Genomic DNA, 12,799 nt, shown 5'->3' with positions numbered 1-12,799 from the left:
GACGAGACGCCAAACCCCGCTTTAATGCCGCATAAGAGCCATGACGAACAACAGCGAACTCATTTCCGAACTGAACGACCGCTCGCGCGAGGTGTTTCGCCGGGTGGTCGAAGGCTATCTGGAAACCGGCGATCCGGTGGGCTCGCGCACGCTGACGCGCCAGATGAGCGAGAAATTATCCGCCGCGACGATTCGCAACGTGATGCAGGATCTCGAATATCTGGGACTTTTGGGCAGCCCGCATGTGTCGGCGGGCCGGGTGCCCACGCAATTGGGGCTGCGGATGTTTGTTGATGGCTTCATGGAAGTCAGCGAGGTGCAGGCCACCGATCGCGCCGCGCTAGAGGCCACGATGGGCGGCGAATCCGATATGGGCACAGCGCTTGATCGGGTGGGGGCGGCGCTGTCGGGCCTGACGCATGGGGCCAGCCTTGTGATGGCACCGAAGGTCGAGGCCCCGATCCGGCATATTGAATTTGTGTCTTTGGCCCCCGACCGCGCGCTGGTGGTACTGGTGACCGCCGATGGGCAGGTGGAAAACCGCGTTTTCACGCCGCCGGCCGGGCAAACGCCTTCGTCTATGCGGGAGGCGGCGAATTTCCTCAACGCCTTGGCCGAGGGGCATACGCTGAGCGAACTGAGCCGCGAAATGGCCGATGATATCGCCGCGCGGCGTCAGGAACTGGATGCGCTGGCCGCTGAAATGGTGGAAAGCGGGCTGGCGCAATGGGACGATCAGGGCGAACCGTGGGAGCGGCTGATTGTGCGCGGCAGCTCCAACCTACTGGATGGCGAAGACGATCTAGACCGGGTGCGGTCCCTGTTTGACGATCTGGAGCGCAAGCGCGACATCGCCCAATTCCTCGATCTGGCCGAAACGGGGGAGGGCGTGCGCATTTTTATTGGCTCAGAGAACAAACTCTTTTCACTTTCGGGTTCCTCTTTGGTGGTCTCTCCCTATATGAACGCGGATCGGAAGATCATCGGTGCGGTGGGCGTCATCGGCCCCACGCGGCTCAACTATGGGCGGATCGTGCCGATCGTGGATTATACGGCGCAACTGGTCGGGCGAATGCTGTCGGGCCGGGGCAAAGGGTGAGACGAATGACCGAGAAGAAGGACGAGATGGCAGAAGATCAGGCGCAACTCGACGAGGCGCTGTCGGCTGCGCTGGAAGAAGATTTCGACGAGCTCGAGATGCTGCGCGCCGAGCGCGACGAGTTGAAAGACCGCTTCATGCGCGCGCTGGCCGATGCCGAGAACGCGCGCAAGCGGGCCGATCGCGACCGCCGCGAAGCCGAGAATTACGGCGGTTCGAAATTGGCGCGCGACATGTTGCCGGTGTTCGATGCGCTTAAACGCGCGCTGGATGCGGCGGGCGAGGATGTCCGCGCGGCGGCGCCGGCCTTGATAGAAGGGGTGGAGCTGACGCAGCGCGAGCTGCTCAATGTTTTCGCGCGCCATGGCGTGAAAGCGGTCGCCCCGCAAGTGGGCGACAAATTCGACCCGCAAGAGCATGAGGCGATGTTCGAAGCCCCGGTGCCGAACACCGTCGCGGGCGATATCATTCAGGTGATGGAACCCGGCTTCATGCTGCATGATCGGCTGTTGCGCCCGGCGAAAGTCGGCGTCAGCTCGACGCCGAAGGGCTGAGCCGTCCAAGGCCGGGGGCTCTGCCCCCGGACCCCCGGGATATTTGCGCAAAGTCGAAAGAAGGCCTTTTCGAGAGGCCTTGAGGCGCGGCCTGATGGGCCGCGCTTTTTTACCCCTTCAACAGGGCGCGCAATTCATAAAGCGCGTCCATCGCTTGTTTCGGGGTCATGTCATCGGGGTGCAGGGCGCGCAAACGCTCTTCCACATCCGATGTGGCGGCAGCTTGTGGTGCGGGCGGCGGCGGGGCTGCCGCAGCAGAGAAAAGCGGTAGATCATCAATCACCGCCTGTTTTTTACCGCCCTCGCGTTCGCCTTTTTCCAAAGCATCCAGCACCACCCGCGCGCGGCTCACCACGCTTTCGGGCAGCCCCGCGAGCCGCGCCACTTGCACCCCGTAAGACCGATCTGCCGCGCCTTTCTTGACCTCGTGCAGGAAGATCACCTCGCCGTGCCATTCCTTGACCGAGACGGTGGCGTTTTCGACGCCGTCAAGCTTGGCCGACAGCGCGGTCATTTCGTGGTAATGGGTGGCAAACAGCGCCCGGCAGCGGTTGGTTTCATGCAGATGTTCCATCACCGCCCAAGCAATAGACAGCCCGTCATAAGTGGCCGTGCCGCGCCCGATTTCATCCAAGATCACCAGCGCGCGGGCATCGGCTTGGTTCAAGATCGCGGCGGTTTCGACCATTTCCACCATGAAAGTGGAGCGCCCCCGCGCCAAATCATCCGCCGCCCCAACGCGGCTGAAAATCTGGCTCACCAGCCCCACATGGGCGCGCTTTGCGGGCACATAGCTGCCGGTTTGTGCCAAAAGCGCGATCAAGGCGTTTTGGCGCAAAAAGGTCGATTTCCCGGCCATGTTCGGGCCGGTGAGCAGCCAAATCGCGGGGGTCGGCCCCGAGGTGAGCGCGCAGTCATTCGCGACAAATGGCTCGCCTTGGCGTTTTAGCGCCGCTTCCACCACCGGGTGGCGCCCGCCCGCGATCTCAAACGCGTGGCTGTCATCAACGATGGGTTCGACCCAATCTTCGGCCGCCGCAAGGTCCGCAAAAGCGGCGGCAAGGTCGACCTCGGCCAAGGCGCGCGACGCTTCTGAAATTGGCCCGGCGGCGGCCAAAATCGCGCCTTTCAGGCTTTCATAGAGCCGTTTTTCGATGTCGAGCGCATGGTTGCCCGCGTTCAAAATCCGGGTTTCCAACTCGCTTAATTCCACCGTGGTGAAGCGCACTTGGTTGGCCGTGGTCTGGCGGTGGATGAAGCGGGCCGAAAGCGGCGGGGCCAGCATCTTTTCGGCATGCACCGCCGTGGTCTCGATGAAATAGCCCAGCACGTTGTTGTGCTTGATCTTCAGCGAGGCGATGCCGGTTTCTTCGATGAACTCGGCCTGCATTTTGGCGATGATCCCGCGCCCCTCGTCACGCAATTGGCGGGTCTTGTCGAGTTCTTCATCATAGCCCGTGGCGATGAACCCGCCATCGCGGGCCAAAAGCGGGGGGTCGGCAATCAGTGCCGCCTCCAGCAGGGCCACCAGATCCTCATGCCCCTGTAACCGCGCGGCGGCTTCGGCCAAAATCGCGGGGGCCTCGGTTTCGGCCAGCCGTTCGGCAATACGCCCAGCTTGGTCGAGCCCGTTGCGAATAGCGGCCAGATCGCGTGGGCCACCCCGGTCCAGCGCAAGGCGGCTCAGCGCGCGGTCAATATCGGGGCAGCGCTTCAGATCGGCGCGCAGATCTTCGGCAAATCGACCCTGTTCCAGCAGAAAACGTACCGCATCATGGCGGGCATGGATCTGAGACAGATCACGCGAGGGGGCAGAAAGGCGGCGTTCCAAAAGCCGCGCCCCCCCCGCCGTTACCGTCCGGTCGATGGTGGCGAGAAGCGAGCCCTCACGCCCCCCCGACAGCGCCTGCGTCAGTTCAAGGTTGCGGCGCGTGGCGGCATCGATTTGCACCAAGCTGCCCGCTTCCTCGCGCAATGGGCGGCGCAGTAGGGGCAATTTCCCGCGCTGGGTCAGGTCAAGATAGTCGACCAAGGCGCCCATGGCCGAAATCTCGGCGCGCGAAAAAGACCCAAACGCATCCAAAGAGCCCACGGAGAACAGGTCGCACAGACGCTTTTCTGCGCCTTGGCTGTCAAAGCTCGACCGCGCCAAGGGGGTCAGTGCGGCGCGCAAATCAGAGACGATTTCAGCGCAATCTTGCTCTTTCGCTTCGCTCACCAGCACTTCGCGCGGCGCAAGACGGGCCAGTTCCGGGCCAAGGCGGGAAAGCGGGCAGGGCATCACCCGAAATTCGCCGGTCGAAATATCGACCCAAGCCAGCGCGCCTTCTTCGCGCACCTCGCCCCAAGCGGCCAAGAAGTTGTGGCGCCGCGCCTCCAGCAGGCTTTCTTCGGTCAGCGTGCCCGGCGTGACCAGCCGCACCACATCGCGTTTGACCACCGATTTCGCGCCGCGTTTCTTGGCCTCGGCCGGGTCTTCCAGCTGTTCGGCAATCGCGACGCGAAAGCCTTTGCGGATCAGTGTCAGCAGATAGCCTTCGGCGGCGTGGACGGGCACGCCGCACATCGGGATTTCCTGCCCCATATGCATGCCGCGTTTCGTCAGTGCGATGTCGAGCGCGGCGGCTGCGGCCACCGCATCGTCAAAAAACATCTCGTAGAAATCGCCCATCCGATAGAACAGGAGCGCGCCAGCATTCGCTTCCTTGATGGACAGATATTGCGCCATCATCGGCGTGACGGTTTCATTTGCCATGATTTCCCCCTGCGCCGCGCACATTATAAAAGGCCGCACCCCCGTGCAAACCGATTGAGGCAGTCGGACAAGGGCGTTAAGAGGAACCGCCTATTGGAGGAGTTTGGCCCATGTCCACCAAGAACCGCGTCACGCCTGAAGAAGCGCTGGCCTACCACCTCGACCCGACCCCGGGGAAGTTTGAGGTTGTCGCCTCGAAGCCGATGACCACGCAGCGGGACTTGAGCCTTGCCTATTCGCCCGGCGTTGCGGTGCCGGTGGAAGCGATCGCGGATCGGCCCGAAACCGCCTATGACTACACGGTCAAGGGCAATATGGTGGCGGTGATTTCGAACGGCACGGCGATCTTGGGCCTGGGCAACCTAGGGGCGCTGGCGTCGAAACCGGTGATGGAGGGCAAGGCGGTGCTGTTCAAGCGCTTTGCCGATGTCAACGCCATCGATATCGAACTGGACACCGAAGACCCCGATGAGATCATCAAGGCCGTAAGCCTGATGGGGCCGACCTTCGGCGGGATCAACCTTGAAGATATCAAGGCGCCCGAATGTTTCATCATCGAGCAGCGTCTGAAAGAGATCATGGACATTCCGGTGTTCCATGACGATCAGCACGGCACGGCGGTGATTTGCGCGGCGGGTCTGATCAACGCGCTCGAACTGTCTGGCAAGAAGATCGAAGATTGCAAGATCGTGCTGAACGGCGCCGGGGCTGCCGGAATTGCCTGTCTGGAACTCATCAAAGCGATGGGCGCCAAGCATGACAATTGCATCATGTGCGATACCAAGGGCGTGATCTACCAAGGCCGCACCGAGGGGATGAACCAGTGGAAATCGGCCCATGCGGCGCAGACCGATGCGCGCACGTTGGAAGATGCGATGAAGGGCTGCGATGTGTTTCTGGGCGTGTCGGCCAAAGGCGCGCTGACGCCCGATATGGTGTCGACCATGGCCGACAATCCGGTGATCTTCGCCATGGCGAACCCGGACCCGGAAATCACCCCCGAAGATGCGCAATCGGTGCGCCCAGATGCCATCGTGGCCACGGGCCGGTCCGACTATCCGAACCAAGTGAACAACGTGCTGGGCTTTCCATATCTGTTCCGTGGTGCGCTGGATATTCACGCCCGTGCGATCAATGACGAGATGAAGATCGCCTGTGCCCGGGCGCTCGCCGATCTGGCGCGCGAAGACGTGCCCGATGAGGTGGCGATGGCCTATGGCCGCAAGCTGACCTTTGGCCGCGATTACATCATCCCGACGCCGTTTGACCCGCGCCTGATCCATGTGATCCCGCCTGCGGTGGCCAAAGCCGGGATGGATACCGGGGTCGCGCGCCGCCCGATCATCGATATGGAAGGCTATGCGCAAAGCCTGAAGGCGCGGATGGACCCGACCGCCGCCATTTTGCAAGGCATTAATGCGCGCGCCCGTCAGGCGCAGGCGCGGATGATCTTTGCCGAGGGCGACGATCCGCGTGTTTTGCGCGCGGCGGTGGCCTATCAACGCGGCGGCATGGGCACGGCGCTGGTCGTGGGCCGCGAACAGCATGTGAAGGAACAATTGGAAGCGGCGGGCATCGGCGATGCCTATCGCGAGCTGCAAATTGTCAACTCGGCCAATTGCAAGCATATCGAGACTTACAAGGATTACCTGTATCGCCGCCTGCAACGGCAGGGGATGGACCGCGAAGACGCGCATAAGCTTGCCACGCGCGACCGGCATGTGTTTGCCGCGCTGATGCTGGTGCATGGCCATGGCGACGGGATGATCACCGGGGCCACGCGCAAATCGGCGCATGTGCTGGAACTGATCAACAAGGTGATCGATGCGAAACCCTCTGATGGGGCCGTGGGGATCACCGCGCTGTTGCACAAGGGCAAGGTGGTGCTGATCGGCGATACCTTGGTGCATGAATGGCCCGATGAAAACGATCTGGCCGATATCGCCGTGGCGGGCGCACGGGTGGCGCGCGGGCTCGGGATCGAGCCGCGGGTGGCCTTTGCCTCGTTCTCGACCTTTGGCTATCCGGTCTCGGAACGCGCGATGAAAATGCATGTCGCGCCGCAGGTGCTGGATGAGCGCGGGGTCGATTTCGAATATGACGGCGAGATGGCCGTCGATGTGGCGCTGAACCCCGAGATGATGAAGCACTACCCGTTCTGCCGCCTGACCGGGCCGGCGAATATTCTGGTGGTGCCGGCGCGGCACTCGGCCTCGATCTCTGTCAAGCTGATGCAGGAAATGGCGGGGGCAACGGTGATCGGCCCGATCCTGACGGGCATCCCGCATTCGGTGCAGATCTGTTCGAACCGGGCCACGGTGAACGATATTCTGCATATGGCGGCGCTGTCGGCCAGCCGTCTGGGCCAAACGCGTTGAATCTCTTAGCGGAACGGGGCAGTCTTCGGCCACGTTCCGCAAGAGGGTGCCATGACGATCTTCAACCTCGGCTCGATCAATGCCGATCATTTCTACCGGCTGCCGCATTTGCCGCTGCCCGGTGAAACGCTGGCCGCCAGCACCTATGACCGGGGCTTGGGCGGCAAGGGGGCGAACCAGTCGGTCGCCGCGGCGCGGGCCGGGGCCGATGTGCGCCATATCGGGGCGATTGGCGCCGATGGCCGCTGGATGCGCGAGGAATTGCGCGCCGACGGTGTCGATTGCACCCATGTTGCCGAAGGAGAGACCGCCTCGGGCCATGCGATCATCAATGTCGATGCCGATGGCGAAAATTCCATCGTGATCTTTGGCGGGGCGAACCGGGCGATCCCGCTGACCGCGCTGGAGGCGGCGCTGTCGGATGCTGAGCCGGGCGATTACCTCTTGATGCAAAATGAAACCGCGCTTCAGGTCGAGGCGGTGGCACTGGCCCGGCGCAAGGGCGTGTTCGTGGCCTATTCCGCTGCGCCGTTTGAGGCCGAAGCCGTGGGCGCGGTGCTTGATAAGCTTGATCTGCTTTTGCTCAATGCGGTCGAAGCGGCGCAATTGTGCGCGGCGCTGAATGTGGAGTTGCAGGCGCTGCCGGTGCGCGCGATTTGCGTGACCCATGGTGCCAAGGGTGCGGTCTGGCACGATCTTGTGGCGGGCACAGAGTATGAACAGCCTGCGTTTAAGGTGGAGGCGGTCGATACCACGGCGGCGGGCGATACTTTTACGGGCTATCTGGTCGCCGGGCTGGCCGATGGGTTGAAACCCGCGCAGGCGATGCGGCTCGCGGCGGCCGCCTCGGCGGTGAAGGTCACGCGGGCCGGCACGGCAGCAGCGATCCCGCAGCGTTCAGAGGTGGATGCATTTCTGACGGCGCGGGCCTAGGCGCGCGCCGCCAACAGGCTGCCTAATATATCAGCCCAGCGAATAGCCGGTGCCGCGCACGGTGCGCACCGGGTCAGACCCGCCGTTGACCATCAGCGCCTTGCGCAACCGACCCACATGCACATCGATGGTGCGGGTATCGACGTAAATATCGCGCCCCCAAACCCGATCCAGAAGTTGATCGCGGGTCCAGACCCGGCCGGGTTTTTCCATCAGCGTCGACAAGAGGCGAAATTCCGTCGGGCCCAGTTTCAGCGGCGCGCCATCGCGGAACACGCGATGTTCGGCGGCATCAAGGATAATGTCGTCATAGGTCAGCCGTTCGCCCATTGTGGCGGGGCGCGTGCGGCGCAATTGCGTGCGCAACCGCGCCATCAGTTCAACGACCGAATAAGGTTTAACGACGTAATCATCCGCCCCGGTTTCAAGCCCGCGCACGCGGTCCGCCTCTTCGGAGCGGGCCGACAGCATGATGATCGGGATCGCGCGGGTATCGGGGTTCGCCTTCACGCGGCGGCAAATTTCAATGCCCGAGACATTGGGCAGCATCCAGTCGAGAACGATCAGATCGGGCTTTTCTTCGCGGACAAGCAAAAGCGCCTCGTCCCCGTTCACGGCCATGGCCACCCGGAACCCTTCGGCCTCGAGGTTATATTGCAAAACCTCGCGCTGGGCCGATTCGTCTTCTACCACCAAAACACAGGGCTGTTGCGCCGGACTCATAAATCAACTCTCCCCGGGGATGAAATCGGTCACACTATCGGCCTTGGGCCGCGAGTCATCAGGCATTTCACCGGTGACCAGATAGGTCACCTGCTCGGCGATCGACGTGCACAGATCGCCCATCCGTTCGATGTTCTTGGCGATGAAATGCAGATGCATGCAGGGCGTGATGTTGCGCGGGTCTTCCATCATATAGGTCAGGAATTCGCGAAACAGCGCGTTATACATCTGGTCGATCTGCACATCGCGGGCGCGCACATCGGCGGCCAGATTGGCGTCGCGCTGGATGAAGCTGTCGATCGAATCTTTCAGCATGCCTTCGACGGCCACGGCCATGCGCTTGATCGCACCCGACGATCCGTTGATCGAGGGCATATCGGCAATCACCTTGGTGCGCTTGCCCATGTTCTTGGCATAATCGCCCACCCGCTCCAGACTGCCGGCGATCTTGATCACGCTTAGCGCGACGCGCAGATCAGAGGCATGCGGCGCGCGCAGCGCGATCAACCGCGCGGCCTCGGTGTTGATCATCTCTTCAAGCTGATCAACCTGCTTGTCGCGCTGGCGGACTTGCTCGGCCAGTTCCTCGTCGCGGTTTTCAAGCGCCTGCGCGGCGTCGAGCACCTGGCTTTCGACAAGGCCCCCCATCTTGACGACCATGGCCTGCGCGGCCTCCAGGTCACGGTCGAAGGATGAAACGATATGCTGGCTCATGTCAGACTTTCCTCAACCGATGCGGCCGGTGATGTAGCTTTCCGTGCGGGGATCGCGCGGATTGGTGAAGATTTGCCCGGTTTCGCCGAATTCGACGAGATTGCCGAGGTGAAAGAAGGCCGTGCGCTGCGAAACCCGCGCGGCCTGCTGCATCGAGTGGGTGACGATGACGACCGAGAAGTTCTCGCGCAGCTCATCGATCAGTTCTTCGACCTGTGCGGTCGCAATCGGGTCAAGCGCCGAGCAAGGCTCGTCCATCAGCAGCACTTCGGGGCTGGTCGCCACCGCGCGCGCAATGCACAGGCGCTGTTGCTGGCCGCCCGAAAGGCCGGTGCCCGGCGCATCAAGCCGGTCCTTGACCTCGTTCCAAAGCGCCGCCTTGCGCAAAGACGCTTCGACGATCTCATCCAGTTCGGCCTTGTTTTTCACTTGGCCGTGGATTTTCGGGCCGTAAGCCACGTTGTCATAAATCGATTTCGGGAACGGGTTCGGTTTTTGGAACACCATGCCGACACGGGCGCGCAACTGCACCGGGTCGACCTTCTTGTCGTAGATGTCTTCGCCATCCAGAAGGATGTCGCCCTCGACCCGGCAGATGTCGATCGTGTCGTTCATCCGGTTGATGCAGCGCAAGAAGGTCGATTTCCCACAGCCCGACGGGCCGATGAAGGCGGTGACCGTCTTATCCAGAATGTCGACATCGACATCCTTGATGGCGTGGGTCGTGCCGTAGAACACCTGCACTTTGCGCGCGGCGATCTTGATATCGGTGGCGTCCACGGTTCTCTCCGTCAATCTCATGTCGTTCATCGTCATATCCTTACCAGCGCCGTTCGAAGCGGCGACGCAGAAGCACCGCGAGGATGTTCATCGTCAGCAAGAAGACCAGCAGCACGATGATAGCCCCCGACGCGCGCTCGATGAAAGCGGGGTCGGAGCGTTGCGTGAAGTTATAGACCTGCACCGGCAGCGCGGCGGCGGGATCAAGGAAGCCTTCAGGAGGCGCAGCAGGGTAGTCTTTGACAAAGGCGACCATGCCGATCAGCAAAAGCGGCGCGGTTTCGCCCAAAGCTTGGGCCAGGCCGATGATCGTGCCGGTCAGGATGCCGGGCAGCGCAAGCGGCAGCACATGGTGAAAGATCGTTTGCATCTTCGAGGCGCCAACCCCCAGTGCCGCATCCTTGATCGAGGGCGGCACGGCCTTCAGCGCGGCGCGGGTGGCAATGATGATCGTCGGAAGCGTCATCAGCGTCAGCACCAGACCGCCCACCAAGGGCGACGATTGCGGCAGTTCGGCATAGTTGATGAAAACCGCCAGACCCAGAATACCGAAGACGATCGAGGGCACTGCGGCAAGGTTGGCGATGTTCACCTCGATCAGGTCGGTGAAACGGTTTTGCGGCGCGAATTCCTCAAGATAGATCGAGGCGGCCACACCAATCGGCAGCGCAAGCGCGAGAACGATCACCATCATATAGGCAGAGCCAAGGATCGCGACGCCCAGACCCGCCGATTCGGGCCGCAGTTCAGAGGCATCGGGGTTGGTGATGAAGGCGGGGTTGAAGGCAAGGCGCAGCATGCCCGCCTCTTTCATCGCTTGGGCCAATTGCAACTGCGCGGGGCTTACATTGCTGTCCAGCTCGGCGCTTTCCATTGTCACCCGACCCTTGAAGAAGCCGTCGATGCGGCCGTTGGCCAGCACTTCAAAGTCGATTGTGGTGCCCAGAAGGTCGGGGTTCGCCAAAACCATGTTGCGCAGGCTGGCGGGGGCTTCTTTGGAAATCAGCGCGCCGATTTCTTTGGTTTTCATCCCCTCGGGGGCAAGGCCGCGTTCGGTCACCACGGCGGCCAGCGCCTGTGTCAGCACCTTGCCATAGGTGATGGTGGTAGCCTTCGCCATTTCTTCGGGGTTGCGATTGCCCTTTTTGTCCAGCACGGCGGCATCCAGCGTCACCGGCAGGGTGAACATGGTTTGCCGAAACGCGCCAAGGCCCGATCCCAGAACCGAGGTCAACAGCACCACCAGCGCCAGCACGCCAAGGCTGACGGCGGTGATCCCATACAGGCGAAAGCGTTTTTCCGCCGCGTTGCGCGCCTTGGTGCGGGCATCGAGCGTGTAAAGCGAGGGGCGGTGAGACATGTCGGCCAGCGTCATTCGTATTGCTCGCGATATTTGCGCACGATCACCAGTGCGACGATGTTCAGGATCAGCGTGAAACCAAAGAGCGTCAGGCCAAGGGCAAAGGCGACCAGCGTTTCGGGTGAGGCGAATTCGGTATCGCCGGTCAGCTGCGACACGATTTTCACCGTCACGGTGGTCATCGCCTCGAACGGGTTCAGCGACAGTTTCGCCGCCGCGCCCGCGCCCAGCACCACGATCATCGTTTCGCCAATGGCGCGCGACGCGGCCAGCAAGATCGCGCCCACGATGCCGGGCAGTGCGGCGGGCAAGATCACCTGTTTGACGGTTTCCGATTGCGTGGCACCCAGCCCATAAGAGCCATCACGCAGCGATTGCGGCACCGCGTTGATGATGTCATCCGACAGCGAAGAGACGAAGGGGATGATCATGATCCCCATCACCAGACCCGCCGTCATCACCGAAGAAGAAGAGGTGCCAAGGCCCATCGGCTCGGCGAAATAATCGCGCAGCATCGGGCCGACGGTGATCAGTGCGAACAGACCATAGACGATGGTCGGGATACCGGCGAGAATTTCCAGCAGCGGCTTGGCGATGGCGCGCAGCTTTTTGGAGGCATATTCAGCCAGATAGATTGCCGCGAACAACCCGATCGGCACGGCGACAGCCAGCGCGATCAGCGAGACATAAAGCGTGCCCCAGATCAGCGGCCAGATGCCCAGTTCGGACCCGCCGCCAAATTTCGGGTTCCAGGTCAGTGACAAGAAGAAATCTGCCGCCGGATAAATCTTGAAGAAGTTGATGGTCTCGAAGACCAGCGACAGCACGATCCCGACCGTGGTTGCAATCGCCACCAAGGACGCCGCGATCAACAGCACTTTGACAAAGGATTCCGAGACGTTGCGGGCGCGGAATTCGGGGCGGATGCGCATAAAGGCAAAGCCAAAGCCCAAAAGCGCCGCAGCCAGAACCGCCACCGTCATGCCGGTGTGGCCCATGTTGTTCAATGCACGATAGCGCTTGGCCGCCTGAAACACGGCGGGTTTGACGTTTGAGCCAAGCGCGATGCCCACATCGCCCATGCGCGAGCGCACATCGCTGAGATCGGCACGCATGTCAGAGACGGTGGCATTGCTGAGCATCCCGCGCGCGACAAGCAGATCCAGCCCTTCGGCGATCTTGCGCACGTCACTCATAACAAGGTCGAGATGTTCTTCACCGGGCAGCAGCTTGGCCACGCGGGTTTCGATCAATGCAGGTTGGGCAAAAAGCCAAAACACCATAAAGGCAAAAGCGGGCACAGCGGTGAAAAGCGCCACCGTTTGGCCGTAATATCCGGGCAGAGAATGCAGCTTGCGCAGATCGCCCTTGGCCGTGCTCAGCGCGCGCTGGCGCCCGAGGAAAAAGCCGCCGATGGCGAGGACAAGCACAAGCGCCGCAAGAAGGCCGAGGGTCATGGGAAGATCCGGTCAAGAGAAAGGTGGCGCCCGAGAGCGCCACCTA

General features: G+C 61.9%; 10 protein-coding genes. 4 read left to right on the top strand and 6 right to left on the bottom strand.

Features of this window, described 5'->3' with window-relative positions; translation table 11 throughout:
* Positions 1–40: 40 nt before the first annotated feature.
* Positions 41–1,099 carry a heat-inducible transcriptional repressor HrcA gene (gene hrcA / locus CKO11_RS06095; protein ID WP_223634434.1) on the top strand — a complete coding sequence of 353 codons (1,059 nt, stop codon included), beginning with the start codon at positions 41–43 and terminating at the stop codon, positions 1,097–1,099.
* A 5-nt stretch (positions 1,100–1,104) separates the two neighbouring features.
* Positions 1,105–1,653, top strand: coding sequence for a nucleotide exchange factor GrpE (locus CKO11_RS06090; protein ID WP_223634431.1), 549 nt, complete (start codon positions 1,105–1,107; stop codon positions 1,651–1,653).
* Between the two features lie 109 nt (positions 1,654–1,762).
* Here CKO11_RS06090 and mutS read toward each other — a convergent pair whose 3' ends face one another.
* Positions 1,763–4,408, bottom strand: coding sequence for a DNA mismatch repair protein MutS (gene mutS / locus CKO11_RS06085; RefSeq protein WP_223634428.1), 2,646 nt, complete (start codon positions 4,406–4,408; stop codon positions 1,763–1,765).
* A 110-nt stretch (positions 4,409–4,518) separates the two neighbouring features.
* On the opposite strand from mutS, the gene CKO11_RS06080 reads away from it, so the two are divergent.
* Both CKO11_RS06080 and CKO11_RS06075 read left to right on the top strand, forming a co-directional pair.
* On the top strand, positions 4,519–6,786 hold the full coding sequence (locus CKO11_RS06080) for an NADP-dependent malic enzyme (RefSeq protein ID WP_223634409.1): 2,268 nt from the start codon (positions 4,519–4,521) through the stop codon (positions 6,784–6,786).
* Positions 6,787–6,837: 51 nt separating this feature from the next.
* On the top strand, positions 6,838–7,719 hold the full coding sequence (locus CKO11_RS06075) for a ribokinase (RefSeq protein WP_223634406.1): 882 nt from the start codon (positions 6,838–6,840) through the stop codon (positions 7,717–7,719).
* A gap of 30 nt (positions 7,720–7,749) precedes the next feature.
* On the opposite strand, the gene phoB is transcribed toward CKO11_RS06075, so the two are convergent.
* From phoB to pstC, 5 genes are read right to left on the bottom strand one after another with little or no spacing between them, the layout of a single operon-like run.
* Positions 7,750–8,442: a phosphate regulon transcriptional regulator PhoB gene (phoB, locus tag CKO11_RS06070; protein ID WP_223634403.1), complete on the bottom strand. Its 693-nt coding sequence runs from the start codon at positions 8,440–8,442 to the stop codon at positions 7,750–7,752.
* Positions 8,443–8,445: 3 nt separating this feature from the next.
* Positions 8,446–9,156: a phosphate signaling complex protein PhoU gene (phoU, locus tag CKO11_RS06065; RefSeq protein WP_223634400.1), complete on the bottom strand. Its 711-nt coding sequence runs from the start codon at positions 9,154–9,156 to the stop codon at positions 8,446–8,448.
* Between the two features lie 12 nt (positions 9,157–9,168).
* Positions 9,169–9,966 carry a phosphate ABC transporter ATP-binding protein PstB gene (gene pstB, locus CKO11_RS06060; RefSeq protein WP_223634397.1) on the bottom strand — a complete coding sequence of 266 codons (798 nt, stop codon included), beginning with the start codon at positions 9,964–9,966 and terminating at the stop codon, positions 9,169–9,171.
* Between the two features lie 10 nt (positions 9,967–9,976).
* A complete protein-coding gene (pstA, locus tag CKO11_RS06055) occupies positions 9,977–11,311 on the bottom strand; it encodes a phosphate ABC transporter permease PstA (protein WP_223634394.1) in 1,335 nt (444 codons plus the stop codon).
* Positions 11,308–12,753, bottom strand: a complete 1,446-nt coding sequence (gene pstC / locus CKO11_RS06050; protein WP_223634390.1) for a phosphate ABC transporter permease subunit PstC — start codon at positions 12,751–12,753, stop codon at positions 11,308–11,310. The genes pstA and pstC overlap by 4 nt, the downstream gene beginning before the upstream one ends.
* Between the last annotated feature and the right edge of the window lie 46 nt (positions 12,754–12,799).

The organism is Rhodobacter sp. TJ_12 (assembly GCF_020023995.1).
Lineage (GTDB): Bacteria > Pseudomonadota > Alphaproteobacteria > Rhodobacterales > Rhodobacteraceae > Rhodobacter.
Note: the sequence above shows the minus strand (reverse complement) of the source record. Positions and strands in the feature narration are given on the sequence as shown.

Coding starts and splice junctions, on each gene's coding strand:
- hrcA (WP_223634434.1), top strand. CDS start 41: ATGACGAACAACAGCGAACTCATTTCCGAACTGAACGACCGCTCGCGC.
- CKO11_RS06090 (WP_223634431.1), top strand. CDS start 1,105: ATGACCGAGAAGAAGGACGAGATGGCAGAAGATCAGGCGCAACTCGAC.
- mutS (WP_223634428.1), bottom strand. CDS start 4,408: ATGGCAAATGAAACCGTCACGCCGATGATGGCGCAATATCTGTCCATC.
- CKO11_RS06080 (WP_223634409.1), top strand. CDS start 4,519: ATGTCCACCAAGAACCGCGTCACGCCTGAAGAAGCGCTGGCCTACCAC.
- CKO11_RS06075 (WP_223634406.1), top strand. CDS start 6,838: ATGACGATCTTCAACCTCGGCTCGATCAATGCCGATCATTTCTACCGG.
- phoB (WP_223634403.1), bottom strand. CDS start 8,442: ATGAGTCCGGCGCAACAGCCCTGTGTTTTGGTGGTAGAAGACGAATCG.
- phoU (WP_223634400.1), bottom strand. CDS start 9,156: ATGAGCCAGCATATCGTTTCATCCTTCGACCGTGACCTGGAGGCCGCG.
- pstB (WP_223634397.1), bottom strand. CDS start 9,966: ATGAACGACATGAGATTGACGGAGAGAACCGTGGACGCCACCGATATC.
- pstA (WP_223634394.1), bottom strand. CDS start 11,311: ATGACGCTGGCCGACATGTCTCACCGCCCCTCGCTTTACACGCTCGAT.
- pstC (WP_223634390.1), bottom strand. CDS start 12,753: ATGACCCTCGGCCTTCTTGCGGCGCTTGTGCTTGTCCTCGCCATCGGC.